Annotated in this window: 25 protein-coding genes; 5 read left to right on the plus strand and 20 right to left on the minus strand. The window is 35.9% G+C overall.

Annotated features, from left to right (window positions below; genetic code table 11):
- Nucleotides 1–8: 8 nt before the first annotated feature.
- A complete protein-coding gene (locus tag ACLRVU_RS08865) occupies nt 9–809 on the minus strand; it encodes a helix-turn-helix domain-containing protein (protein WP_147551877.1) in 801 nt (266 codons plus the stop codon).
- Nucleotides 810–1,011: 202 nt separating this feature from the next.
- Here ACLRVU_RS08865 and ACLRVU_RS08870 point away from each other — a divergent pair, with 202 nt between their 5' ends.
- The gene (locus ACLRVU_RS08870; protein WP_147551876.1) at nt 1,012–1,839 is read left to right on the plus strand and encodes a Cof-type HAD-IIB family hydrolase; all 828 of its coding nucleotides are present in this window, start codon (nt 1,012–1,014) and stop codon (nt 1,837–1,839) included.
- 2 nt (nt 1,840–1,841) lie between these two features.
- Here ACLRVU_RS08870 and ACLRVU_RS08875 read toward each other — a convergent pair whose 3' ends face one another.
- On the minus strand, nt 1,842–2,666 hold the full coding sequence (locus ACLRVU_RS08875) for a Cof-type HAD-IIB family hydrolase (protein ID WP_147551874.1): 825 nt from the start codon (nt 2,664–2,666) through the stop codon (nt 1,842–1,844).
- Nucleotides 2,667–2,798: 132 nt separating this feature from the next.
- Here ACLRVU_RS08875 and ACLRVU_RS08880 point away from each other — a divergent pair, with 132 nt between their 5' ends.
- Together ACLRVU_RS08880 and ACLRVU_RS08885 are read left to right on the plus strand one after the other, a co-directional pair.
- Nucleotides 2,799–3,035: a hypothetical protein gene (locus ACLRVU_RS08880; RefSeq protein WP_147551871.1), complete on the plus strand. Its 237-nt coding sequence runs from the start codon at nt 2,799–2,801 to the stop codon at nt 3,033–3,035.
- A gap of 603 nt (nt 3,036–3,638) precedes the next feature.
- Complete coding sequence (locus ACLRVU_RS08885; RefSeq protein WP_147551869.1) at nt 3,639–4,103, plus strand: NUDIX domain-containing protein; 465 nt, start codon at nt 3,639–3,641, stop codon at nt 4,101–4,103.
- 24 nt (nt 4,104–4,127) lie between these two features.
- Here ACLRVU_RS08885 and ACLRVU_RS08890 read toward each other — a convergent pair whose 3' ends face one another.
- Genes ACLRVU_RS08890 through ACLRVU_RS08905 form a run of 4 tightly spaced genes read right to left on the minus strand, consistent with a single transcriptional unit; the run spans nt 4,128 to nt 7,751 of the window.
- Nucleotides 4,128–4,712 carry a sugar O-acetyltransferase gene (locus ACLRVU_RS08890; protein ID WP_147551867.1) on the minus strand — a complete coding sequence of 195 codons (585 nt, stop codon included), beginning with the start codon at nt 4,710–4,712 and terminating at the stop codon, nt 4,128–4,130.
- Between the two features lie 15 nt (nt 4,713–4,727).
- Complete coding sequence (locus tag ACLRVU_RS08895) at nt 4,728–5,321, minus strand: DUF1349 domain-containing protein (protein WP_147551864.1); 594 nt, start codon at nt 5,319–5,321, stop codon at nt 4,728–4,730.
- Entirely contained in the window at nt 5,302–6,771 is a 1,470-nt protein-coding gene (locus ACLRVU_RS08900; protein ID WP_412096577.1) for an HAD family hydrolase, read from the minus strand. Before ACLRVU_RS08900 ends, ACLRVU_RS08895 begins: the two co-directional genes overlap by 20 nt.
- Nucleotides 6,771–7,751 carry an ROK family protein gene (locus tag ACLRVU_RS08905; RefSeq protein WP_147551862.1) on the minus strand — a complete coding sequence of 327 codons (981 nt, stop codon included), beginning with the start codon at nt 7,749–7,751 and terminating at the stop codon, nt 6,771–6,773. Before ACLRVU_RS08905 ends, ACLRVU_RS08900 begins: the two co-directional genes overlap by 1 nt.
- A 231-nt stretch (nt 7,752–7,982) precedes the next feature.
- Between ACLRVU_RS08905 and ACLRVU_RS08910 the strand changes: the two genes are divergently transcribed.
- Nucleotides 7,983–8,933 (plus strand): alkaline phosphatase family protein, encoded by a 951-nt coding sequence (locus ACLRVU_RS08910; RefSeq protein WP_147551860.1) that lies wholly within the window; start codon nt 7,983–7,985, stop codon nt 8,931–8,933.
- 825 nt (nt 8,934–9,758) lie between these two features.
- Here ACLRVU_RS08910 and ACLRVU_RS08915 read toward each other — a convergent pair.
- Together ACLRVU_RS08915 and ACLRVU_RS08920 are read right to left on the minus strand one after the other, a co-directional pair.
- Entirely contained in the window at nt 9,759–11,396 is a 1,638-nt protein-coding gene (locus ACLRVU_RS08915; RefSeq protein ID WP_147551858.1) for a DAK2 domain-containing protein, read from the minus strand.
- 17 nt (nt 11,397–11,413) lie between these two features.
- Nucleotides 11,414–11,770, minus strand: a complete 357-nt coding sequence (locus ACLRVU_RS08920; RefSeq protein ID WP_041138238.1) for an Asp23/Gls24 family envelope stress response protein — start codon at nt 11,768–11,770, stop codon at nt 11,414–11,416.
- 229 nt (nt 11,771–11,999) lie between these two features.
- Here ACLRVU_RS08920 and rpmB point away from each other — a divergent pair, with 229 nt between their 5' ends.
- Nucleotides 12,000–12,185, plus strand: coding sequence for a 50S ribosomal protein L28 (gene rpmB / locus ACLRVU_RS08925; RefSeq protein ID WP_041138237.1), 186 nt, complete (start codon nt 12,000–12,002; stop codon nt 12,183–12,185).
- Nucleotides 12,186–12,346: 161 nt separating this feature from the next.
- Here the strand turns inward: rpmB and dnaJ are convergent, their stop codons facing one another.
- The 12 genes from dnaJ to ACLRVU_RS08985 all read right to left on the minus strand — a co-directional run bounded on the left by dnaJ (nt 12,347) and on the right by ACLRVU_RS08985 (nt 25,138).
- On the minus strand, nt 12,347–13,474 hold the full coding sequence (gene dnaJ, locus ACLRVU_RS08930; RefSeq protein WP_147551855.1) for a molecular chaperone DnaJ: 1,128 nt from the start codon (nt 13,472–13,474) through the stop codon (nt 12,347–12,349).
- Nucleotides 13,475–13,533: 59 nt separating this feature from the next.
- On the minus strand, nt 13,534–15,342 hold the full coding sequence (gene dnaK, locus ACLRVU_RS08935) for a molecular chaperone DnaK (protein ID WP_147551853.1): 1,809 nt from the start codon (nt 15,340–15,342) through the stop codon (nt 13,534–13,536).
- A 19-nt stretch (nt 15,343–15,361) separates the two neighbouring features.
- Nucleotides 15,362–15,928 carry a nucleotide exchange factor GrpE gene (gene grpE, locus ACLRVU_RS08940; RefSeq protein WP_147551851.1) on the minus strand — a complete coding sequence of 189 codons (567 nt, stop codon included), beginning with the start codon at nt 15,926–15,928 and terminating at the stop codon, nt 15,362–15,364.
- Between the two features lie 11 nt (nt 15,929–15,939).
- Nucleotides 15,940–16,974: a heat-inducible transcriptional repressor HrcA gene (gene hrcA / locus ACLRVU_RS08945; protein WP_147551849.1), complete on the minus strand. Its 1,035-nt coding sequence runs from the start codon at nt 16,972–16,974 to the stop codon at nt 15,940–15,942.
- A 100-nt stretch (nt 16,975–17,074) separates the two neighbouring features.
- The gene (gene hemW, locus ACLRVU_RS08950) at nt 17,075–18,199 is read right to left on the minus strand and encodes a radical SAM family heme chaperone HemW (protein WP_147551846.1); all 1,125 of its coding nucleotides are present in this window, start codon (nt 18,197–18,199) and stop codon (nt 17,075–17,077) included.
- On the minus strand, nt 18,192–19,409 hold the full coding sequence (locus tag ACLRVU_RS08955) for an L-serine ammonia-lyase, iron-sulfur-dependent, subunit alpha (protein ID WP_147551844.1): 1,218 nt from the start codon (nt 19,407–19,409) through the stop codon (nt 18,192–18,194). The genes hemW and ACLRVU_RS08955 overlap by 8 nt, the downstream gene beginning before the upstream one ends.
- A 9-nt stretch (nt 19,410–19,418) precedes the next feature.
- Complete coding sequence (gene holA / locus ACLRVU_RS08960; protein ID WP_412096576.1) at nt 19,419–20,384, minus strand: DNA polymerase III subunit delta; 966 nt, start codon at nt 20,382–20,384, stop codon at nt 19,419–19,421.
- A 17-nt stretch (nt 20,385–20,401) separates the two neighbouring features.
- Nucleotides 20,402–22,372: a ComEC/Rec2 family competence protein gene (locus ACLRVU_RS08965; RefSeq protein ID WP_412096575.1), complete on the minus strand. Its 1,971-nt coding sequence runs from the start codon at nt 22,370–22,372 to the stop codon at nt 20,402–20,404.
- A complete protein-coding gene (locus tag ACLRVU_RS08970) occupies nt 22,363–22,827 on the minus strand; it encodes a helix-hairpin-helix domain-containing protein (RefSeq protein ID WP_147551839.1) in 465 nt (154 codons plus the stop codon). The genes ACLRVU_RS08965 and ACLRVU_RS08970 overlap by 10 nt, the downstream gene beginning before the upstream one ends.
- Nucleotides 22,828–22,866: 39 nt before the next feature.
- Nucleotides 22,867–23,862: a Holliday junction branch migration DNA helicase RuvB gene (gene ruvB / locus ACLRVU_RS08975; RefSeq protein ID WP_147551837.1), complete on the minus strand. Its 996-nt coding sequence runs from the start codon at nt 23,860–23,862 to the stop codon at nt 22,867–22,869.
- Nucleotides 23,863–23,869: 7 nt separating this feature from the next.
- The gene (gene ruvA / locus ACLRVU_RS08980) at nt 23,870–24,427 is read right to left on the minus strand and encodes a Holliday junction branch migration protein RuvA (RefSeq protein WP_147551835.1); all 558 of its coding nucleotides are present in this window, start codon (nt 24,425–24,427) and stop codon (nt 23,870–23,872) included.
- A 9-nt stretch (nt 24,428–24,436) separates the two neighbouring features.
- Entirely contained in the window at nt 24,437–25,138 is a 702-nt protein-coding gene (locus ACLRVU_RS08985; protein ID WP_147551833.1) for a gamma-glutamyl-gamma-aminobutyrate hydrolase family protein, read from the minus strand.
- Nucleotides 25,139–25,158: the final 20 nt, after the last annotated feature.

The following is a 25,158-nucleotide window of genomic DNA, read 5'->3' on the forward strand; positions in this document are numbered from 1 at the left end:
ATAGCACCTCATCTCTCTTTCTTACTAAAGTTTAGCCAAGCATCAAACTTCATTCTTAATCGTGTACTCCATTTGCTGATATATTCATCATTCCTAATAAGTAGTTCATATGCTTCTTTCATTACACTACCATAAAGAAACATATAAATAGAAAACGCTATCAAGAATAAAAATACAGGAATAATGTCATCGTTTAGTGAAAGTTCGTAATATTTTGATACAACTATCATACTTGCTCCTAATATGAATATAATAGGAAGTGGTATCATCATATTTAGGTATTTCTTTCTTAAACCATTGTATCGGATACTTAATTCATCAATATAGTTCCTATCGAATAATAGTGGCTGTTGTTTTAATTTTCTAAATTCATAATCTGAATCAGTTATACATAACCTAAATATGATAATTATTCCAATAAGGATAAAAGAAATAACACTGATTATTCTTATGGCATACTGCTCTTTAAATATAAGAAATGGAATACCAGCGCATATTAAGATTGCTGTACCTAAGCCAAGTTTATTAACAGTATTTCTTTCATGTAGAATCCATGATTCTGCTTTTTCTCTACTTACATAATAGCTTTCATTAGGCTCATCTTTTAATGCTTCATTTTCTTTTAAGAGATAATCAACAGATACATTGAATATATTAGCAATCAACATTAGTTTTTCCGTTTCTGGAAATCCTTGATTATTTTCCCATTTACTTATCGCTTGCCTAGTAGTTCCTATCTGTTCAGCTAATGCTTCTTGAGATAACCCCTTTTCTTTTCTTAACTTATACATTTTTTCTCCAAATACCATCTCAAACTCTCCTTTCTGTATTTTTAGTATAAAGTGATTTTACATACATTACCATCATTCTTGAAATGCAGTTACGTAACTTTGAGTTGCAGTCATGTTACTTTTTCTATATCAAGATATTTTCAGATAAATCTTTTTTACAAATGATAAAAAACTGGGATTCCCTTGCTACTTATGTTAAAGTGTTGAAGAGGTGATGAGGATGTATAAATTAGTTTTTGCGGATTTAGATGAAACGCTGTTAGCCGATCATCATGTTCCGGCAGTAAACCTACAGGCAATTAATAAAGCAAAACAACAAGGCGTTAAAATCATTCCCTGTACCGGACGCGGATACGATATGACAATCGATGTTCTTAAAGAACTGGATCAATACGATCAGACGGGTGAATATCTGGTGGGGTATAATGGTGCTTTGATTATGGAAACAAAGGGTCCTAAAGAATTGATGTTTAATGGTTTAGAATACGAATTAATGAAACAGATCTTTGAATATGGTAAAAATCTGGATGTCTGCTTAATGGTCTTTACAACTGAGGGTTGCTACTTGTTTAATGCCAATGAAGATGAAATTCAAAGAAAGACAAGACAAAAATCAAACTTCAAGGTAATGGAAGGCTATGACATTGATTTTTTAAAGGATCAGCGCATTGCTAAAATAAACTATGAAAATACCGATATGGAATATATGGCAAAAATAAAACAAGAGATTGAGCCTTTAGTAGGCGATAAAGTGAGTGTCACAGCTTCTTCTTCCCGATATATCGAATTTAATAAAAAGGGAGTGAACAAAGGCGTAGGATTAAAGTGGTTAGCTGATTATTTAGATATACCAATCGAAGAAACGATCGGTATTGGCGATAATTACAATGATATCGATATGATCAAAACTGCCGGATTAGGAGCGTGCGTTGCCAGTGCCCACCAAGATATTCAGGATATATCCGATTATGTTGCAAAAAGAGATTATGCCGATGGTTCTGTTGCGGAAGTTATCGAAAAATTTATACTTAAAAATAGTGCCGAATAGCACTATTTTTCATTTAGAATAAATTTCTCAATCAGTTCTGCCAAAACGCCTTGATTATTATCATTTTCACATACATAGTCGCATGCTTCTTTAACGTCAGGAACCGAATTTCCGGCAGCGACACTCAGCCCTGCCGCTAAAAGCATAGGCATATCATTATAATTATCGCCTACCCCAATTGTCTGCTCAATATCACAGCCTAGTAATTTAGCGAGCTGTCTGAGTGTATCGCCTTTATTAACACCTAAACGGTTCAATTCCATATAGCGATTAGAAGAGTAACTGACACTTACAGCATCATCTGTAAGCGAACGCATCTCTTCTTCAAAACTTTTTAAATAAGGAACATCCACATTTTGATAAAGAACCTTAGCGATTGGTTCATCTCTTAAAAACTCAATAGATTCTCCTTCAATTTCAATAAACGTATTTTTTTGATTATAGAAGCGCTGACGTTCATCCTCATTAAGATTATAAACATATACTTCAGTTGAAGTATACACATGAATACAAACATCTTTTGTTTTACCGAATTCAAATAACTCAGCGGCTTTATCAAAATCTAATCCATTGAAAAATATTAAACGATTATTCTTATTTTCCGTTAAAGCACAGCCATTAAATGAGATGGAATATTCATTTTCTTTATCATCCAAATCTAAATCTTTTAATATAGCTTGAATTGCCATATACCCTCTGCCGGTACATGGAACAAATTTTACCCCTCTTTTTGAAGCTTCATGAATTGCTTTCTTATTTGCTTCACAGATTTGGTGATGATCATCTAATAAAGTTTCATCTAAATCACTCGCAATTATTTTATACATATCTATTCCTCCGTTAATTGTATTGTACATGATTTCTCCTTTGAATAGTGAGAATCTCAAAATTTGAAAAGAAATGTATCTGAATTGTACTTACCCGACAAATCCGTTAGAATAAAATAAAGAGGTGATAAGATGTCTAAAACGATCGACGTCATGACGTTAATGAAAATTAATCAGTACTTAAAAGAGGAGAATATAGATTGTATTCTTCATCATGCCAGTGCCTGCGATAGTCGCTCTTTGCGCATTGAGACACATAGCGATATCAATATAGGAGAAGTTTGTGATAAAATCAATGTATTTTTAAATCAAAGCTGGCTTAAAGTAGAGGTAGATCCCTATGATTCATTTCATCTATTAATAAAATGAAGCTCTTATTTCTTTAAGTAATAAGAGTTTTTAATTTTCTTCATCACTTCTTTTAAAACCTGATAGCTCTCTAACTGATTAAATTCATTTTCCATTTGGCTTTTGCGAAAAGGATAGATCATAGATCAAAATTTTTATGATACAAATACCCTTTCTTATCAATAGCTTTAAGAACAAAAGTATGGTTATCTAACGTTTTACCACCACAGCGGCGATGCAGTATTTTCTTGTATAGGACATAAAAATAGAAATATTTATTAGATAATAGCCATTATTATATTTCTCATTTTTTCCTTAAGTGAATACTGTGAATATTCTTTTTTATATAGATACATTTCCTTAATTATTATTTAAAGGATTTTTTTACCCTAAACACGCATTACAGAACTTCTCCCCAATAAAAAGATTTAATTCATTCGCTCTCACTACGCTTAGAACGTAATATATGTGATCCCATTCCACTATTTAGTTATACTTATAAACTTATATTAATTGCATGAATTATTTTCTAAACGTCTATTCTTTTAAATAAATCTATTTAGGCAAAGCACGATCAATGCTATAATGGCAATAGAAAACTAATAAAGAATGGGACAGAATAAAATGAATTATGTAGAAACAATTAGAAAGAAGATCGGACACGATGATTTGATCCTAGCCGGTTCAAATATTATCATTACCGATTCGTCACACCGAATTCTGCTTCAAAAAAGAACCAACGGGACATGGGGTCTGCTTGGCGGATTAATGGAAATCGGTGAATCCTTAGAAGAAACTGCGATTCGTGAAGTCAAAGAAGAGGCTCATGTAGACATTGCCAAATTAAAGCTTTTGAATGTTTTCTCCGGACCTCAATACTATTTCACACTGCCAAATAGAGATCAAATTTATGTCATAACCGCTTTATTTCATGCCCAAATCATAAGCGGTGAATTGCTGGCGGATGGGATTGAAAGCTTAGCTTTAAATTACTTTGATTTAGAAAATCTGCCGGAAAATATGGAAGAAGAATATAAAACTTATATCCAATTTTATAAAAACTATATAAAAGAAAACAAGTCAATCTGATCATGATCAGATTGACTTTTATATTTAAATATTATCACGAATTACACGACAAGGATTACCATAAGCCACTTTATTTGAAGGAATATCCTTCGTCACCACACTGCCGGCACCAATAACAACATTATCACCAATCGTAACTCCCGGCATAATGATTGCTCCGCCGCCTATCCATACATGATCGCCTATGATCACTGGGGCAGTCTGAGTTTTACAGAAAGCAAAGGTACCGTTCTCTTTTCTTTCACCAAAACGTTCTATTGCATTAGTGGGATGAAAAGCCGTATAAATTTGAACATTGGGTGCAATCAAAGCATAATCACCAATAATTATCTTATTATCATCTAAGAAGGTGCAATTCATATTCACTTCGCAATTTTCACCGAAATATATATTTTCGCCATAGTCCACATAGAATGGCGGCGTAATCCAAAGGTTCTGACCAAACCCGCCTAACAGCTGTTTAAGCAGTTCCGTTTTATTCTCACTATCCTTTGAGTCACAAAGATTATACTTGCGTACTAAATCCTTGGCTAAATGCCATTGGGCCAGCAGTTCTTTATCTCCACAGTCGTATAATTCGCCTGCTAACATTTTATCTCGTTCTGTCATGTTCGTCTCCTTTATCTATATATGTGTATCCTCATTCCATTTTAATGGCTGTAATTTCCAATGATCCATGATTGCTTCAAAAGAAGAATCCATTGGACTGCACGCATAGATACCTAATTTTAATCCTTTATCAACAGGCAGATGAAACATTCTCAATTCGCTATATTGTGTTCCATCAATTGAGTATTCAATTAAATAATCATGGTCTTTTTTATGCAGTCGGTAATAAATCTCGGATATACACGGTTTTAATTCAAAGGCGAGCGCCCAATCGGAATAACCGCTGCAAGTAACGACACTGCCTAACATAAGACTGTCATTTAACCCAGTTTCCAAAGAAGCTTTTGCCCAGTTCTCTTCATCAAAATAAAGAAATAAACCGGCTTGATCATAAAGTTCTTTCCCTTTAAAAGAAACTCGGACATCATAAGTAAAATCATCCTTTTCAATCGGCAGTAAATAGGCATGTCCTGTATTCCTTCGATAACCGTAGTTAGTCTTTTGCCAAAAATCCGTTTGCGGCTGGGTCATTAAGTGGATATACTCATCAGAAATATCATACACCTCCGGTGCATTTAACCATTCTCCGTTATAATCTGTGATCTTCATCTTTTTTCTCCCTATCTAAAAAGATTGAATTTATAAAACAGGCAACTCCGTTATGCTGATAATCTAAAGCAATATAGTCCGCATTCTTTTTAGTTTGAGAACTGGCATTTCCCATTGCCACACCAATGCCGGCTTCTTTTATTATTTCCGCATCGTTATCTGCGTCACCAAAAGCGATTATTTGTTTTAAGGAAATACCATTCCACTCGGCAATCTTTTTTAGGGCAAAACTTTTGGAAAGGTCAGGATGCATAAATTCATATTCAATTTTTCCTGCCTGAACACTTTTAAATGCTGCACTTTTCAGTTTTTCTCCATGTGCTTTGATCAAGGGCATATCTTCGGGCTGACTCATCACGATCAATTTGCTCTGCGGTGTACGGTAGATTTCATCAAAATCAATAACTTGATAGTCAATACCGTCACTAAGAGAAAGACGAACAGCAAGATCATCTTCTTTCATCACTCCCAGCGTATCATCTAAATAAACCCCAAAATTAACCGAATAGCCATCAAAGTGATCTATAATCGTTTTTATGTCCTGCCCATCTATCGTGTAATATTTTTCTTCCTTATTTAAACGGTAATCTTTAATATGTCCGCCATTTATCCCCAATATAAAGTCAACAAGATCTTCCGCCTGCCACTGTTTAATCAGTTTTTCTATAGAACATAATGGTCGCCCACTCGCTAAACCAAATAAATATCCGTTTTGTTTTAACCGAACTAGGGCTTGTTTTGTCTTCTCAGTCAGCTCCTCTTGATCATTTAAAAGAGTTCCATCGATATCACTGACAATCATTTTTATATTTTCTTTGGATGAAAAATCGACAAGCTTCAACAGGTCAATTGGCTGATGAAAGGTAAATGTAGGATCAACAATTCCTTCATCTGAGACACTGCCCCATAATGCATAGCCAAAATCTACTCCCGCAGCCTGACAACACAGATAGTCACTCAAAGCATCCCCAATGTAGATAACCTCTTCTCTTTTTATATTTAATCTTTCTAAACATAAAAGAATTGGTGCAGGATCTGGTTTATGCAAAGTCGTATCATCCGCCAAAACAGCGGTTTCCATAAATTGATCTAATCCTTTAGATACTACATCAATCTCATATTGCTTCTTCGTCTTGGCAGAAACGACTGCCTGTCGCATATACTTATGCACTGTTTCAAGCACTTCTCTGATTCCTAAATAAACAGCTGCACCCTCTTCATAATCGTTTACATACTGTACCCATCGAGCATAGGTTTTTTCTTTATCCTTAATATTTAATTCATCCATCACCTTCATTCCCGGATAGGAAGCAAACTTCAACACTTGCTCATAAGAATAATCTATACCTAGTTCTTCTTTGATGATTCTCTGCAAAGGAATCATATTCATTTTTAAAGTATCTAATATCGTTCCATCGATATCATAAATAACTGCCTTATATTTTTTCATTATTTTTCACCTGCTATCTTTTTAATAAGGTTCATCATTCCTAAATATTCCAGACCATCAAACAGACATTGATTAGGATTTTCTTCAAGTTCTAAACAATAATCCTGATGGATCCATGACTTAAGCTGTTGTTTTAATAAAGGCAAGTCCAAAGGAAAAGAAAGTTTGGAGGATATCTTGATTTTTTGAGGATCATTGCTAAGACAAGCAATGACTAATAGATGGGAAATAATCTGATTAAATTCCATTTCATTATGACAAGCTCGTATAGCCTGGTTAATCGTTTTATCGTGATATGGAATCAATCCCAATTCACCGATAATTCCCTTATATCCATTTAAAATTGCTCCATTCACCATCACTGAACCACCCATTCCAAGAGAACTGATATACAAATAAACAAAATTATCTATCGATTCATCATGCTTATAGATTCCTCTCTGCATACATTTAACATCATTCTCAATATAAATCGGAACTGTGATTTGCTGCTGCAGATGTTCGATCCAGTCATTTCTTATATACTGATCCTCATGGTCTGTATAATAAAGCTGCCCATTCACAATTCCTTCTACTGCCATCACAACCGCAGTGGATTTATATTTCTTAATCATCTCTTTTATTTGTTCTGAAAGCTGACCAAAAGAAGAATACTCTATTTTACTCGACTCGATGATCTTATATAATCTCATTATTTTACATTCAGCATAATCTTTATGAACAAATAAGCATATCAAGCTAAACAAATCTGAATTCAAAGAAAATCGCACAGGACATCTTCCTCCCGTGGATTCATCTACACCAATGCTTTCTACGATGTTATTATCTTCAAATTGTCTCAGCATATTACGAACACTGGATTGAGATAATTGTGTGTCTTGAACCAAGTCCAACATGGTTGCATTTTGTTTCACATATAAATGATGAAGCAGTAATTGACTATTGTTTTGTTTCAAAACGGTATGTGCATAGACTTGCATTTTATCGCCTCCATACTTTTATTATATTATAATAAAAGTAAACGTCAATCTATTTTTAAAAGAGATGAAAAAGTTAATTTTTATTTTGAAAAATAAATAATGAAAAAAAGACTTCAGTCCAAAATATAATGATGTTAAAAAAGCATTGACTTAAAGTTAACTTTAAATGATAAAGTTATCTCATCAAAAAGGAAGTAAGGGACTTTTTGATAGAAATAGGAGGTAGAGATAATGAAAAAAAAGATGACAAACACTTTTATTGCATGTGCTATTGTCCTCATTGCTTTTGCGGCAGCCTTTATTACAAACGCAAATGCTTGTAGTGACTGTAAGGTAAATGCGGCTGCATTTACAGGAAATATTGAGGAAAGACTGCCACAAACCATTATTCAAAAAATAGTGGAAGATTTTATAAACAATCCTTTAGTCACAGGAAAAGAAAGGAAAAAAGTACTGATTCTCGGATATGATGGATTTCGTGAAGATGGCTTGAATAATATCTCTGATCTAGAAAACAGTGCTGTTTTATCGATTATGGATTCCGGCGGCTTGTATCATAGTTTTGCCGGCGGCTTGAAAGATTCTCCGCAGGCAGCCAGTACATCTCCCGGATGGGGTTCAATTCTTACAGGCGGATGGCATGATTATCATGGTATTGTTGATAATGGACTTCCCAAAAAGGATGTTCCCACCATTTTTGAGTCTGCAGTTCAAAAAGGATATTCGACAACATTTATTTCTTCATGGGGAGAACATTTTAATACTGTTTATACACAAGACATTCTAAGAGCGCAGTTGTTAAATGAACCTTCACAATACATTTTGGCAAAAAATGATGAGGACAGTAAAAATCAGACAATAGAAGCCATACATCAAGATTTTGACATCATAATGGCTATTGCCGAATATACAGATAATGCAGGACATTCCAGTGGTTTTAGCAATGATAATCCCTTGTACCAAGAAGCTTGTCAGAAAGCCGATCAGTGGGGAAAAGAAATTTTAAATGCCGTAGAAAGTCGTGAAAATTATTCAAAGGAGGATTGGCTTATTATTATCACGACCGATCATGGCGGTTTAGAGCAGCATCATGGTGGTCAAAGTGATGAAGAACGAAATACCTGGTTTGCAGTAAATCAGCCTATAGCCATTAATGAAGAATGGCTGAATTATCATAAATAAGTAAAAACCTTTGCACGCTTAGCTTTAATAAAGCGAAGTATGCGGAGGTTTTTGCATATAATCCAGATGTATTTTACCATTTTCGTACATTAACGATAAAATGAGGCGGAGGTTTATGATGAATATAATGTTAGTCGCAATAATTAAAATTATTTTAAATATTGGTAAAAAGGACTTATCTTGCTTTTTTGTCTTCGCTACAACCGCTTTTTATAAACTAATATATCTAGTTAAGAACCCTAAGAAAGTATATGAATTATTAACAGAATATCCCATTACACAAAAAAACAACGATTTTTAGATAAAGAAAGCATACAAATACGAAGTAGTAATAAACGGCAATGTTTTATTATTTATCCACTAAGAAGATGACGGATACCATTCATAAAAATAGGGAATCTTCTTATTAAGAAAGAAGTATTTTAACTATATATATTTTCCGATTATTTTATTTTTCCCCATTTATATCTAATATCTTGTAATGTTTATACTGTAGCATTATTTTGGGTTATTTTATGGTTTTCAAGCTCCCCCTTTTTCCAAAGGGGAGTTTCTGCAAAGTAAGGTTTTCATCAATACACCGTGTCTGATCACTAGAAAAATTGATAAAAAACAGATAGTAAAGGTAATGAATAATATGCACTCATTATGCAAAAAATAATCCCAATTTAATATTTTTGAATAGTTTCGGTAATTGAAGTACCTAGGTACTTCAAAATAAAAAAGGGTATTTGAATTCACCATTGTGAACCAAATACCCATAAGAATCCATGTTACTATAATTATAGACTTTTTTAGCTATATAATTAAGTATTTTTGAATGTTTTACTCGACGCCGACAATAAATGAATAGATCGGCTGCATACCTAAATGAACTTCTAATTCGGCTTCTGAATTTTCTTCAATGAAATGCGTAATTTCATCTAATTCTTCTTTGCTGACATCATCTCCGGCGATCAGTGTGATAATCTCATCTTCATCACTGAATAATCCATTCAAGGTGTCTTTGCAGGCTTCTACTTTACTAGGAACGCAGGCAACAATGTTTTTTTCTACCATTGCCATATATTGATTCGCTTTAATATCTACTCCATCAATATTCGTATCTTTAATAGCAAAAGTCACCTGTCCGGTTTTAACATTATTTACCGCTTCCATCATATCTTCGATTGTATCCTCTAAATCAGCTTCCGGATTAAACATGATGCACGCTGATAATCCTTGTGGAATTGTCTTTGTCGGAATAACCTTTACATTGACTTTGCCTTCCAATACTACAGCAGCCTGATTAGCTGCCATAATTATATTTGAGTTGTTTGGCAAAACAATCACATTTTTAGCATTAATGCTGGTAATAGCAGCCACTAAATCTTCAGTAGAAGGATTCATAGTTTGTCCTCCACTGACGACATAATCACAATTTAATTCCATGAACATATCTTTGATTCCGGTTCCCGCTGCTACTGAAATCAGTCCAACTTCTTTTTCTTCACGCGGTGCCTCGGTTTTTGAACTCTGAGCCTGTTCTTCAATAATGGTATTATGCTGTTCCTGCATGTTTTCAATTTTCAGTTTAATAAATTCACCAAAACGCTGAGCTAAATTCAATGCTTCCCCTGGCTTTAAAGTATGTACATGGACTTTAACAATATCTTCATCCTGTACTACAACAATACTTTCTCCTGGAATCATTGATAATTCATTTTTCAATTGATCTTCACTGAATTTATGCACCAGTGATTCCTCTAATCTTAAAATAAATTCAGTACAGTATCCAAAGCCTTCTTCCCCAGTATCTACACTGCTGGCAGCTGCCTGAACATCTGCAAAAACATCCACTTTTTCAATTTTATCTCCGGCAATCGCAGACATGAACCCGGTTAAGATTAATACTAATCCGGCTCCGCCACTATCCACAACTCCTACTTCTTTTAAAACCGGCAATAATTCCGGTGTTCTTTCTAATGAATCTTCTGCCTGCTTCACAAAATAAGAAAAGACGTCTTCAATTGATTTATCTTTTTTAGCGTATTTGACAACAGCATCCGATGCTTCTCTAATCACTGTCAAGATCGTACCTTCAACTGGTCTCATAACGGCCTTATATGCCACTTTAGCACCGTTTTTAAAGGCTTTTGCCATATCTACGCAATCAATCTCATCTTTCCCTTCTAAAGCTATAGAAACACCTCTAAAGATCTGTGAGAGAATAACTCCGGAATTTCCGCGAGCTCCCATCAGCAATCCTTTTGATAATTTCTTTGAAATGTCATAGATGCTGCTTGCATCCATATTTTCAATCTCTTTTGCTCCTGAAGAAAAAGTAAGTGACATATTCGTTCCCGTATCTCCATCAGGCACCGGGAAAACATTTAGGGCATCAATTTCATGATGCTGATTATGCAGTAGATAGCAACCTGCCAATACCATTTCTTTAAATAGCTGTCCATTGATTTTTTCCATTTATGTTCCCTCCACGCTTACTCCACTACTTTAATGCCTTGAACATAAACGTTAACAGCTTCGACTCTAACATCTAGTGATTTTTCAAGAACATATTTTACTTTCTTTTGAACTTCATATACGATTTCTGAGATCTTCATGCCATATCCAACGAAGATGTACATATCCACGATTAATCCCGTCAATCCTTCTTTTGCTTCTATGCCGCGAGAAAAATTATCTTTCTTTAGCAATTCATAGAAACCATCTTTTAACATTTTCTGACTGGCCATACCCACTACCCCGTAACATTCGGTAGCTGCACCGCCAGCTGTTTGAGCTACGACTTCTGAAGAAAAATTAATATTGCCAAATTGTGTATTTTTTTCAATCATCAAGTGATCCCTCCATATTGTTTCATTTATGTATAATAAACGCTAATATTATTATACCCTAGATATTTTGATTAAGCAAATAATTCACGACCAATACATTATATTCGTCTATTTCCAATATTTCAACAACTTTCATGAATTAAATTTATATTTTTTGCTTGATTTTTATATTATTAGATGTTATTATTGGTAAGTATGAAAAAGCCACTAAAAAAGGGGGTAAAATGAAATGTCAAGAAAATGTCAATTAACTGGTAAAGGTGCAATGTCAGGAAACGCACGTTCACATTCATTACATGCGACAAGAAGAAAATGGAATGTTAACCTTCAAAAAGCAGTCGTATTGGTGGATGGAAAACCAACAAAAGTTAAAATTTCAGCAAGAGCTCTTAAAACCTTAAGAAAAAGCGCTTAATTTTAGTATTGTAAATTTACCATGGTAAGATGCAAACGCATCTTTTTTTATTAATCAAGCTATTGTATAGGATAACCCTATATGATAGCTTTTTTAATTATCTATAAAGAAACCCCCTCAAGCTGTTTAGTTCAACTTTTGGGGGTTAGCTCGTATGTTTATTAACGTTTAAATGCTTTTTTGAAATTATCGAAGAAAGAATCTTTTTTCTTATCCTTTTCAACGATCTTACGATAAAGTTCTTTTTCTTCTTTAGATAATTTAGTTGGAATCTTAACCTCGATCTTTACTAATTCATCTCCATAGTTATCACTGCGTAAATCTTTGACACCTTTACCTTTTAAGCGCAATGTCGTTCCATGCTGTGTTCCTTCTGGAATTTTTAATGTAACTTCACCATATGGTGTCGGCACATCGACTTCACATCCTAATGTCGCATTAGGTGCGGAAATTGGAATATTAATCAAGATATTACGTCCATCACGAACAAAATGAGGATGTCTCTTTATCACGATTTCAACATATAGATCTCCATTAGATCCCCCATTGCTTCCACGTGCCCCTTTTCCGGCTACACGCAGCTGCTGATGGGAATCAATACCTGCTGGAATCTTTAATTCCACTGTAATATTCTTGTTAGTATATCCGCTGCCATGACATTGATGACATTTTGTTTTAACTGTTTTTCCTGTTCCCTGACAGTCTGGACAAACACTCTGATTCACAAAGGTACCAAAAGCAGTACGCTGCTGTGTTTTAATCTGTCCGGTTCCGTTACAGCGTGAACACGTCGTATAATCATTCGGTGTTTCCGCACCGGTTCCATGACAGTGAGAACATTGCTCATCATAATTGATTTTTAAATCCAATGTTTTTCCATTAATCGCATCCATGAAGTCAATTTCCACTTGCATGTAACGATCTTGTCCACGACGTGGTCCGGTTGAACGCGCACGCGTTGATCCGCCCCCACCGCCAAAGAATGAACTGAAAATATCACCAAGATCCATATCATCAAATCCACTGAATCCGCCTTGGAATCCACCGCCGAAGCCACCTGCGCTTTGATCGAAAGCAGCATGTCCGTAACGGTCATAAGCAGCACGTTTATTATCATCGGATAAGACATCGTAAGCTTCTTGAACTTCTTTGAACTTTTCTTCAGCATCTGCTTCTTTATTAACATCAGGGTGATATGTTTTTGCGAGCTTGCGATACGCTCTTTTTATAGTGGGAGCATCTGCATCCTTGCTGACACCCAGCACTTCATAATAATCTCTTTTTGCCATTTGCTACCATCCTTACGTATTATGATCTTAGCCAAGGGAAAAATCCCTTGGCCAAATCATTAATTCTTTTCTTCAAAATCTGCATCTACCACATCATCAGCCCCACCGCTGTTTGTATCGGTTGGGTTTTGACCCTGTTGTTGTTGGTAAGCATAAGATGCCATTTGCTGAGCCATTTGTTCTAATTCATTCATTCTAGCTTCCAATGTATCTAAATCATTGTTATCCAATGCTGTTTTTAACTCATCTCTTAATTTTGTTGCTTCTTCTTTTTGTTTTTCATCGATCTTATCACCTTGTTCTGCTAGTGATTTATCAATTTCATTGATCATTTGTTCTGCTTTGTTTCTTGTTTCTACTTCTTTACGTTTCTTTTCGTCATCTGCTTTATTAGCTTCTGCTTCTTTTACCATTCTATCAATTTCTTCATCACTCAATCCAGTAGAGTTTTGAATTGTAATAGATTGTTCTTTATTTGATTTCATATCTTTAGCTTTAACGTTTACGATACCGTTAACGTCGATATTGAAAGTTACTTCGATCTGAGGAACTCCTCTTGGAGCTGGTTCAATACCATCTAATTTAAATAAACCTAATTGTTTATTGTCTTTTGCCATACTACGTTCACCTTGTAAGACGTTGATGTCTACAGCTGGCTGATTGTCAGCAGCAGTTGAGAAGATTTGTGATTTTGTAGTTGGAATAGTTGTATTTCTTTCGATTAAGACAGTCATGACACCACCCATTGTTTCAATACCTAATGATAATGGTGTAACGTCTAATAATACGATATCTTTTACATCTCCGGCAATAACTCCACCTTGGATAGCAGCTCCCATAGAAACAACTTCATCAGGGTTTACTGATTTATTAGGCTCTTTTCCTAATTCTCTTTTTACAGTTTCCTGTACAGCAGGGATACGTGTTGATCCACCTACTAACAATACTTGATCGATTTCGTTAGGTGTAACTCCAGCATCGCTTAATGCACGTCTAACTGGTCCTACAGTTCTTTCAACTAAATCTCTTGTTAATTCATCGAATTTAGCACGAGTTAATGTCATTTCTAAATGCACTGGCCCGTTTGCTCCAGCTGAGATGAATGGTAATGAAATTTGTGTCTGCATAACACCTGAAACATCTTTTTTCGCTTTTTCAGCTGCTTCTTTTACACGCTGCATTGCCATTTTATCTGTACTTAAATCAATACCTTCTTGCTTTTTAAATTCAGCGACAACATAGTCCATGATTTTCTTATCGAAGTCATCTCCACCTAACATATTGTCTCCGGCAGTTGATAATACTTCGAAAGTACCGTCTGCTAAGTCTAGGATAGATACGTCAAATGTTCCTCCACCTAAGTCATAAACCAAAACTTTTTGTTCTTTATCTAATTTATCCAACCCAAATGCCAAAGCGGCAGCTGTTGGTTCATTGATAATACGTTCTACTTCTAATCCGGCAATTTTACCTGCATCTTTAGTTGCTTGTCTTTGGGCATCATTGAAATAAGCCGGTACAGTAATAACCGCACTTGTCACTGTTTCCCCTAAATAAGCTTCTGCTGTTGCTTTTAAGTTCTGCAATACCATGGCAGAGATTTCTTGTGGTGTATAATCTTTTCCATTGACATGTTCTTTATAGGCAGTCCCCATATGTCTTTTTACTGAGGCAACTGTATCTTTGTTTGTTACTGCCTGACGTTTAGCAGCTTCCCCAACAATAATTTCACCATTTTTAAATGATACTACTGAAGGTGTTGTTCTGTTTCCTTCTGGGTTAGCAATTACTTTTACTTCTCCGTTTTCCATAATACTAACACAAGAGTTAGTAGTTCCTAAGTCAATACCAATAATTTTTTTGCTCATATTCTTATCCTCCTAAAAATTACTCATTTACTTTTACTAAAGATGCACGAATCACGCGATCTTTCAACTTGTATCCTTTTTGTAATTCTTCCACGATCATATTATGACCATAATTTTCATCATTGACCATCATAACTGCCTGATGGAAATTTGGATCGAATTCTTTTCCTTCCACATCAATCTGTTCAATGCCATGTTTTTTTAATGCATCAATGAATTGAGTGGTAATCATTTCATAACCTTTTAAGAAATTCTTTAATTCTTCACTTGGTTCAGCAACATTCTGTGAACGTTCTAAGTTATCCACAACGGGCAGCAGATCTTCTGCAAAAGACTGAAGCATATATTTTAAAGCATTTGCATGTTCATTCTGCAGACGTCTTTTAAGGTTTTCCATATCGGCAAATACCTTATAATAATCTGTTTTCCATTTTTCTACTTCTTCACCTAATTCAGCGATTTTTTCTTGTTGAAGTTCTTCCACTGACTTTTCTGTGATTGGTTCTTCAACTGTTTCTTCTTGTTCCTGAGCTTGATTTTCTTCAACTTCTTCGTTTACTTCCTGCTCTACTTTATCTTTTTCCATTCTTTCACCTCTTATTCATCATCTTCGTCGTCATCATCAAAGAATAATTCTTCGATATTCTTTGACACGTAATCCACTAAAGAAACAACCTGTTCATAAGGCATTCTTGTTGGACCAATAACGGAAATAGTTCCGGATGAATGACTGCCGGTTTTGAATGATCCGGAAATCACTGAAACATCTTCTAATTCTGTTAAAGGAAGTGGCTGACCAATTTTAACAGTGACGCCTTCTTCTTCACTCAATCCGATGCTTTGCCACATCTGTGAATTTTCAAAGGCACTGACAAGTCTTCTTAATTTATTGACATCATTAAATTCAGGCTGATACAGCATATTCTCTTTACCAGAGAAATAAACATCTTTGCTGGCAAACTTGACGAAAGCTTCCAAGAAAGCTCTGAAAAGCACTTCATGTTCCTGAATACGACTGGAGATGATCGGTTTTACATCCTTTTCTAAACGAATGATGACCTGGTTGATCGGAGTGCCGATCAGCATCTCATTCATGACACCTACACAAGAGATCAAATCTTCATAGCTATAAGTCCCATCTAAGATGAATGTCTTATTTTCCACATGACCCATATCGGTCACAATAATCACAGAGACACGCTCATTGGAGATTGGAACGATCGTAATATTCTGTAAACTTTCATTCCGGGCATCCGGTCCTAATGCAATTGAGGTTAAATGCGTCAACTGACTCAGCATCTCACAGCTTTCCTTTACGACCTCGTTTAAAGTTCTGCCGCGTTCACTAAAGATTGTCTGCATCTGATTTTTAATCGTATCCTCGATTTTAAAATCTGTCAGTGTTTCCACATAATACTTGTACCCCTCCACACTGGGAATACGTCCGGAAGATGTATGTGTTTTTTCTAAATACCCATAATCCTCCAAAGCTGCCATTTCATTACGAATCGTTGCGCTCGAGTACGGCAGTTGATATCTTTCCAATAAATACTTAGAACCTACCGGTTCTGCGGTTTCTACGAACGCATCAACAATGGCTTTAAATATTGTGATTTGTCTTGATGTAAGCATGATGTCACCACCTTTTAGCACTCATCATTTTCATGTGCTAACTATATTATACATAATTATTTAGCACTGTCAACAATTTAGTGCTAAAAACATTAAAAAGTTAATCGACTAATTCAAGCAGAATAAAATCAAGCAGATCCATCCCTTTACTAGTTGGACACAAATGATTTTCTTCGATGATTAAAAGTCCCTGATTGATAAATGGCTGCAGCTTTTCTTGATAATACGTTAGCAAATCGATCTGATAGCGCTGCTTAAATAAAGGAAGTGAAATACCGTTAGCCAAACGCAGTCCCAACATTAAAGCTTCAAATATGCTTTCCTTATGACCAATCGTTTCCTTAGTCTGCAAGAACTCCTCATTTAAATAAGCAGACAACTGCTTTGTATTATTATAGCGTATATTATCAAGATAGCCATGTGCACCTAAACCAAATCCATAATAATGCTGATTTAACCAATAGACACAGTTATGCAAAGATGGATGTCCGTCTTTTTCAAAATTACTGATCTCATAGCGATGAAAACCAAACTGTTCGAGCTTTTCACGAATTATTTCTGTAATCGTATATTCTTCCTGCTCGTCCATCCCTTCAAAATGTTCATTATATAACACAGTATGTTCTTCTAATATTAAAGAGTAATAAGAAAGATGGGTAATCGGCAATGTTTCCACAATCATCAGATCTTTTAAAATATCTTCTTTTGTCTGTAAAGGCAGATTATACATCAAATCGATAGAAATATTTTTTATACCAACTTCCCATGCCTGAGAAATCAACCAAAAAACCTCCTGATTATGATGCAGTCGACCTATCTTTTTTAAGATTGCTTCATTAAATGTCTGAACACCAATACTTAGACGGTTAATCCCATAAGTTTTAAACAGCAATAACTTTTCATATGTCATGGATTCGGGATTGACTTCAATCGTATATTCAAGCGCACTGCCTGCATAGGGCTTTAATATCAGCAAGAGTCTTTCCAGCTGTTCCTCATTTAAGCTGCTGGGAGTGCCGCCGCCAATATAAAGCGTAGTAATCGGGACATTAATATCATACTGTTGAATCTCTTTTTTTAAGGCTTTTAGATAACGGTCCACCCATTCTTTTTTATAATACATTTTAGAAAAATCACAGTATGTGCAGATGCTCGTACAAAAAGGGATATGGACATACAATCCCATCCCTTCATTATTTTCCAACCATTCTATTTTTTTATTCATCTTCTTCACCAAATTCAAAATTACTTGCAAGTCCGCCTAGCGACGTTTCTTTATAAGCAGAATTCAGATCTTTTCCGGTTTCATACATGACTTTTACCACTGCATCAAAAGAAATCTTATTTTTACGGATATACCCGAGCTGTTTTGAGTATACTGCCGCATCCATCGCTCTTAATGCCGCAAAGCCGTTGCGTTCAATACAAGGAATCTGGACATAGCCGCCAACAGGGTCACAAGTTAAGCCTAAATTGTGTTCCATTCCCATCTCTGCTGCATATTCAATCGCACTGTTGTTAAGTTCCAGCAACCATGCGTAAAGTGCTGCCGCCATTGCACATGCTGAACCGATCTCCGCTTGACAGCCTCCGTCAGCTCCGGAAATCGTCGCATTTTTCTTGATGACATTTCCAAACAATCCGCCAACACCTAAAGCTTTGACCAAATCTTTCTTTTCCATATGCAACTGTTTATAGCAGTAATACAGCACTGCCGGAATCACACCGCTGGCCCCGCATGTCGGAGCAGTCACGATCGTATGTCCACACGCATTTTCTTCACTGACTGCATAGGCATAACTACTTACCAGCAGACGTTCGCGTTCACTTTCTTTTTTTGTGTTTAAAGCCTGAGCATGCATCATCTTTGCAACTCTTTTTAATTGCAGACGTCCGGGGATCGTTCCTTGTGTATGCAGTCCGTCTTCAACACATTGGAACATAGCTTCTAAAACGTGGTATAAATAGATTTCAATCTCTTCATCTTCAAATTCTAATATATAATCGTAAAAAGAAATATTATGATCTTCAATATATTGAATGATTTCAGTCATATTTTTTTGCGGATAGACTTCCTGATTGGTTTCATTTTCAACGCCGGGCATCTCAATCTTTCCTCCGCCTACAGAGTATGCAGTGACCTCATCTATCTTTTTTTCTTCCTCATAAACAGCAAACATCATGCCATTAGGATGATAGGGCAAAGCATCGGCTTTAAACTTAAATATACACTCTATCGGCGCTAAAGTCTGTTGAATTATATAATCGGTTAAATGGCCTTTCCCGGTCAATGCCAAAGATCCGTATAATGTCACTACGATCTTTGAAGCATTTGGATAAAGCGACTTGATTCTTTCTGCCGCTAATTTAGGTCCATAGGTATGCGAAGACGAGGGTCCTACGCCAATTTTATATAAGTTTCTTAAAGATTCCATAATTATCTCCTATACTTTCATCAAAAATAATTCCAAGCCCAGTCTCTTATCGACCATTCCTTTTTTAATATTAGTATCTAATAGGGCCAAGTCATTCAATTTGCTCATTAAATCCTGTATATCATACAAAGAAGCATCGGCGCGAATATAGCGCAGTCTAAATGGATTGATGCCCAAAATCTTGGCAATCTCCTGATCATTATACCCTTTTCGATCCAATGTTTTCACTTGCATCAATAAACGCATCTGATTGGCAATCAGCACAATCAGCTTGACAGGTTCTTCATTATTTACCATCAGGTCTTTATAGATATGTACAGCATCTTGCTGATCTTTTTTCATAATCGCACTGACCAGTTCAAAAGCATTCTCTTCTAATGGCTTACTCACAACGGCACGTACATCTTCTAAGGTAATATGCTCTGAATAAAGACACAATTTCTCAACCTCGTTCGAGATCATCATCAGATCATTAGGCAGACGACTGAGCATAAACTCCAAGGCATCATCATCAATAACCGCTTTTCTGCGCTTAACCGCATTGCGAACCGAAGATTTAAGTTGATGATGCCCGATCTTATCCATCAGCATAAAAGTTGTCTCTTTTTTTAATAACTTTACTAATTTTTTACGCTCATCAAAGTTTTTTACATTATGATAAATAACAAATATTGTAGATTCCATCGGTGCTTTAAGGTATTTTTCCAGCAAAGTGCCATCTTGATTAAGACTCGCCGGTCCTTTTTGAGTCGTTAAAAAATAAGGATTTTTCAACAGCACCATTTTATAGTCACTTAAAAAAGGCGGCATATTGCAGTCTTCAATGACTTCCTTCAGTTCTGTTGAAGCAGAATCATAAACTGCAAGATTCATATTTTCTTCACTGATGCCATATTCAGTTTTGATATCTTTTAGTTTTTGTTCCAATAGGAACGTTTCTTCCCCATAAAGCACATAAATCATTTTTATCACCATTCAAATTATACCCTGTCTCAGGTTTTTCTACAATAATTAATTCGGTGAATCCCAAAAAGACTGATAATCTCCACCATTCCCATCGTATCACTGCGATAAACGTCAACATCATAGGCTTCCAGCCGTTTTAAAACCTCCTTATTAGGATGATGATAAAGATTGTTTTCCCCTACACTGATAAGACCATACTGTGGCAGATAAGCAGATAGCAGCAAAGCACCTGTAGACGTATTAGAGCCATGATGTCCCACCTTTAAAACATTGACGTTCAACTGTGGATAACGTGCTGTTAGCTCTTCTTCCTGAGCAATCGGCAGATCACCGGTAAATAAATATCCGAGCTGATTTAAAGACAGATAATAGACTAAACTATTGGCATTTTTATCATCAGCGGCATAAGGTAAAGGCAGATATTTTAATATGCCGATATCTTCTCCTTTAGTCATTACTTTATTGACTTTAAAATGCGTCAGCAGACTGTCACTGGCCCCCATATGATCAAAATCATCATGCGTTATAATGAGCGCTGTCAGTTCTTTAATACCAATCGATTTTAAATAAGGAATGATGCGTTTTTCTGAAAGATCATAGCTTTGATTCCCACCGGTATCAATCAAATAATTACCCTGATGAAAGGGCTGCATAATTAAAAAACAGTCTCCTTGTCCCACATCAATCATCACTACTCGGCTGTATGGCTGAAGATAGGGATAAAAATATAGGATCAATAACAGACTTGCCAGTTTTAAATAATCGTTATATAAAGAGGATTTGATTGGTTCATGGTATAAAGATAATAATAAAAAGCCGTAATAAAATAAGATAAAGATCCATGGCGGCTTCATAAAAATCCATTCTATTGAATAATGATTCAAAAAATAAAGAACCCGTTCAAACTGTGAAATCACAAATCCCGTGACCGTTCCCAAAAGATTAAAACATACCATGTTTAATAATACGATGCCATAAAGATATTCAATCACATGAGCAAACAGCCAAATAAAAAAGAAACTAAACGGGTTCAACGAAAATTGAGTAGATAAAATAATGGGAATCCCTGCTAAGTAGGGATAGACGAATGAAAAACGATGCCCTTTAGCAAGCAAAATAAAAGCATAGATAGTAAAAGAGAAGATATAGGATAAAGAATAAATCACAAAAGGATTGTAAAGACAAAATAAAATACTGATCCCCGAAAGAATCTCTATATCATTCACCTTATCTTTTAATAAATAGCGAAACAAAAGCATTAAATAAGCCCGCCATAAGGAAATCATATCACCTAAAAACAAGACGTAACCCCCTAATAGAAACAAAAGCCATTTTGTTTGATGAATGCCGAGCCTTTCTAATAATTTTTTAAGCATCATTAAATGCATTCCAGAAAGGGCAAAGAGATGAACGATCGATAGATTTTGTCCCGCTTCTAACAGTTCTGCCATCGCTTCATCTTTTATTCCCAATATCAGCTGTTTCGTCATTGAAACCACTTTTTCATTTTTAAAGCTCTCTATCCACCGCTCAGTCTTACATAACCATGATAGATGATTATCATTGGAAAGTATTTGTGTTTCTTTAACCTGGTAAAAAATCTTTTGACTAAAACAATACAGACGATAGTCAAAGGCATTAAAATTGCTTGGTTCGGATATTGTCTCCTGCTTAGCCTCAATAACTAAATGATTGCCTTTTTCAATTTCCTGTCCATGACTGATCACTCTTATCTTTCCATAATCCGTTTTTAAAATATAGTGGTATTCCTCCGCCTCCACCACTTCGCCTTTTAATTCATTTGGCAACTGCTCCTGTGGAACATTAACCATAAAGGAAAACAAAAGAACAGGAAGTTGAAGCAGCAATGTAATTTTAAGTTTATATTTTCGATAACAAAAATACAGCAGCAAGCTATATATCAAACCAATCGCATAAGTGCCATTGATGAATAAAATTGCCATAATCATAAACAAAGCCAAGTAAACTATAAACATAAATAGGGTCTCCATTTTAAATAAGTCTTATAGCCCACACCGCTAATCTCCATAATTTGCTCAATGTGGGTAAATGAACTTTGATTTCGATAGTCAATAATCTTTTCAGCTTTCTTTTGGCCAATCCCACTGATGCTCATCAACTCCTCTAAGCTACCTTGGTTCAAAGAAATTTTTTGCTGTGTCACACTAGGTATAAATACAATATCCTGATCTAGTAAAGTGCGCCCCATATTGATGCAAGAACAGTCCGCATCATCATCAAGCTCCAGTTGTGAAAATAATTGTTCCATAGTAGATTCACTTAATTCAAAGGCTCCTGGGTTACTCAAAGCACCTTCCGCTACGACTGTAATCATCGGCTGATTTTTTTCTTTAGATACGGGTTTCTGTGTTTGAAAGGCAAAAAAATAACTGCTAAACAGCAGTATAATAAATAAAACAATTGATTTCATATAACCTCCTAAATAAAAATAGACCTAACTTCGTTAGATCTACTTCGTATGATAAGGAATATTAAAATGCTGATAAGCCATTTCTGTTACGACACGTCCTCTTGGTGTACGTTTGATCAGCCCTGTCTGCAATAGATAGGGTTCATAAACATCTTCTAATGTCATTGGTTCCTCACCGATTGAAGCAGCAATCGATTCCAATCCCACCGGTCCACCACGGAAGCGTTCAATTATACCTAAAAGATACTTGTGATCGACATCATCCAATCCTAAATGATCGACCTTTAATCGTCCCAATGCTTCTTGTGTACGTTCTAAAGTAATCATTGTATCTCCATTAAACTGCGCAAAATCACGCACACGGCGAAACAGACGGTTGGCAATACGAGGGGTTCCACGAGAACGACGGGCTAATTCCGCCTCTGCTTCCGCTTCCATTTCCATGCCATATACTCCGGCAGTACGGGAAATAATCTTAATTAATTCTTCCGGCTGATAATATTCCAGTTTAGAGATAATCCCGAAACGGTCTCTCAACGGCGCCGATAAATCTCCCGCACGGGTTGTCGCTCCAACTAAGGTGAACGGCGGCAAATCAATACGTACGGAACGCGTTGAGGCATCTTTTCCAATCACCACATCCACACAATAATCTTCCATTGCCGGATACAGGATTTCTTCAACCACTTTTGGAATACGATGAATCTCATCAATAAATAAAACATCACCTGCTTCTAACTGAGTTAAAACAGCTACCAAATCCCCTGTTTTTTCAATGCTTGGTCCTGTTGTCACTTTAATGTTGGTTCCCATCTCATTAGCAATAATCATAGACATCGTAGTTTTTCCCAGCCCCGGAGGACCATACAGCAACACATGATCCAGTGATTCCTCACGCATTTTAGCAGCCCCAACAAACACTTTTAAATTTTGTTTAAGATCTTCCTGTCCGACATATTCCGTAAAGGACTGCGGACGCAATGTGATCTCTTCCACTTCTTGGTAAGTGGCATCCAATATTCCTTCTCTATTCATGTTTTCCCTACTTTACTAATAAACTTAATGCTTGTTTAACGTACCCATTAGTATCTAACGCATCGTCTTCAATTTTTTTCATTATCTTCACAACATCAGCTTCACGATACCCCAATGCCACCAGCACTTCAATGGCTTCATCAAATGCCGGATTGACAGAAGGCTCACTATGCAGAACGATTTTCCCCTGCAGGTCCAATATAATCTGTCCGGCAGCCTTCGGACCAATTCCCGGTATCTTCTTTAAGAAATTGATATTACCACTTTCAATAGCTCCGACAATACGCTCTACTTCCAAGGTCGCTAAAGCCCCTACCGCTGTTTTGGGACCAATCCCTTTTACAGAGATTAATTTTAAAAACAATTCTTTTTCTTCTAAAGATTTAAACCCAAAAAGAAGATGTCCGTCTTCTTTTACCTGCTGATAAATATATACAGTCATATCACTGTTTGTTTTAAAGCTATATGGATTAGGCACATAAATCATATAACCAATTCCCTGATTTTCCAATACGATGTGATCCTTAAAGATCATCGTGACAATTCCTTTTATATAACTGTACATATTTTCCTCCTAAATACGATTAATAAATTCCTTAAAGATCCCCAACATTAACTCATCTTCATAATGTGTCACTTCCGGATGAAACTGCACACCATAAATCTTTTTAGAGACATGCTCAATTCCCTCAATAATACCATCCACTGCTGTGGCTGTCACTTTAAACTGAGGCGCAATCTGATCTACCGCCTGATGGTGATAAGAATTAACATAAGCCCTTTTACCTAACACACTATATAATAAACTGCCCTCTTCGATATCGATAAACTGACAGCCTTTTCCTCGGCTTCCCTGCTGTGTATGCTGAATGACATTTTGATCTTTTAATGTAACATCCTGATACAAAGTCCCGCCGAAATAAACATTAATCATCTGATTTCCACGACAGATTCCCAAGATCGGCATATCTAACATTGTGGCTTTATCCATGACTTTCTTTTCATAAGTGTCACGTTCATCATCCAATTCACCGCATAAGCGATGTACCGGCTGATTGTAATACAGTGGATTGATATCAACTCCCCCGGTCATAATCAATCCGTCACACACACGAAGTGCCGCTTCAATCGCTTCTTCATCCTGCATGATAGGTAAAATAAGAGGCGAATGTCCGCTTGCCACTACCGCATCGATATAATTTTGACTGATATTGGCACGTCTTACACCGTTTTCTCTGCTAATCCCACCAGAAATCGCAATAATTTTCTTACTCATTCTCTTTCCCCCTTTGAATA

It is taken from the genome of Beduini sp., assembly GCF_047239305.1.
Classification (GTDB): Bacteria; Bacillota_I; Bacilli_A; order Erysipelotrichales; family Coprobacillaceae; genus Beduini.

Bases quoted from the DNA above. Each gene is read 5' to 3' on its own strand.
- ACLRVU_RS08865 (WP_147551877.1), bottom strand. From the start codon at position 809: ATGGTATTTGGAGAAAAAATGTATAAGTTAAGAAAAGAAAAGGGGTTA.
- ACLRVU_RS08870 (WP_147551876.1), top strand. From the start codon at position 1,012: ATGTATAAATTAGTTTTTGCGGATTTAGATGAAACGCTGTTAGCCGAT.
- ACLRVU_RS08875 (WP_147551874.1), bottom strand. From the start codon at position 2,666: ATGTATAAAATAATTGCGAGTGATTTAGATGAAACTTTATTAGATGAT.
- ACLRVU_RS08880 (WP_147551871.1), top strand. From the start codon at position 2,799: ATGTCTAAAACGATCGACGTCATGACGTTAATGAAAATTAATCAGTAC.
- ACLRVU_RS08885 (WP_147551869.1), top strand. From the start codon at position 3,639: ATGAATTATGTAGAAACAATTAGAAAGAAGATCGGACACGATGATTTG.
- ACLRVU_RS08890 (WP_147551867.1), bottom strand. From the start codon at position 4,712: ATGACAGAACGAGATAAAATGTTAGCAGGCGAATTATACGACTGTGGA.
- ACLRVU_RS08895 (WP_147551864.1), bottom strand. From the start codon at position 5,321: ATGAAGATCACAGATTATAACGGAGAATGGTTAAATGCACCGGAGGTG.
- ACLRVU_RS08900 (WP_412096577.1), bottom strand. From the start codon at position 6,771: ATGAAAAAATATAAGGCAGTTATTTATGATATCGATGGAACGATATTA.
- ACLRVU_RS08905 (WP_147551862.1), bottom strand. From the start codon at position 7,751: ATGCAAGTCTATGCACATACCGTTTTGAAACAAAACAATAGTCAATTA.
- ACLRVU_RS08910 (WP_147551860.1), top strand. From the start codon at position 7,983: ATGAAAAAAAAGATGACAAACACTTTTATTGCATGTGCTATTGTCCTC.
- ACLRVU_RS08915 (WP_147551858.1), bottom strand. From the start codon at position 11,396: ATGGAAAAAATCAATGGACAGCTATTTAAAGAAATGGTATTGGCAGGT.
- ACLRVU_RS08920 (WP_041138238.1), bottom strand. From the start codon at position 11,770: ATGATTGAAAAAAATACACAATTTGGCAATATTAATTTTTCTTCAGAA.
- rpmB (WP_041138237.1), top strand. From the start codon at position 12,000: ATGTCAAGAAAATGTCAATTAACTGGTAAAGGTGCAATGTCAGGAAAC.
- dnaJ (WP_147551855.1), bottom strand. From the start codon at position 13,474: ATGGCAAAAAGAGATTATTATGAAGTGCTGGGTGTCAGCAAGGATGCA.
- dnaK (WP_147551853.1), bottom strand. From the start codon at position 15,342: ATGAGCAAAAAAATTATTGGTATTGACTTAGGAACTACTAACTCTTGT.
- grpE (WP_147551851.1), bottom strand. From the start codon at position 15,928: ATGGAAAAAGATAAAGTAGAGCAGGAAGTAAACGAAGAAGTTGAAGAA.
- hrcA (WP_147551849.1), bottom strand. From the start codon at position 16,974: ATGCTTACATCAAGACAAATCACAATATTTAAAGCCATTGTTGATGCG.
- hemW (WP_147551846.1), bottom strand. From the start codon at position 18,199: ATGAATAAAAAAATAGAATGGTTGGAAAATAATGAAGGGATGGGATTG.
- ACLRVU_RS08955 (WP_147551844.1), bottom strand. From the start codon at position 19,409: ATGGAATCTTTAAGAAACTTATATAAAATTGGCGTAGGACCCTCGTCT.
- holA (WP_412096576.1), bottom strand. From the start codon at position 20,384: ATGGTGATAAAAATGATTTATGTGCTTTATGGGGAAGAAACGTTCCTA.
- ACLRVU_RS08965 (WP_412096575.1), bottom strand. From the start codon at position 22,372: ATGTTTATAGTTTACTTGGCTTTGTTTATGATTATGGCAATTTTATTC.
- ACLRVU_RS08970 (WP_147551839.1), bottom strand. From the start codon at position 22,827: ATGAAATCAATTGTTTTATTTATTATACTGCTGTTTAGCAGTTATTTT.
- ruvB (WP_147551837.1), bottom strand. From the start codon at position 23,862: ATGAATAGAGAAGGAATATTGGATGCCACTTACCAAGAAGTGGAAGAG.
- ruvA (WP_147551835.1), bottom strand. From the start codon at position 24,427: ATGTACAGTTATATAAAAGGAATTGTCACGATGATCTTTAAGGATCAC.
- ACLRVU_RS08985 (WP_147551833.1), bottom strand. From the start codon at position 25,138: ATGAGTAAGAAAATTATTGCGATTTCTGGTGGGATTAGCAGAGAAAAC.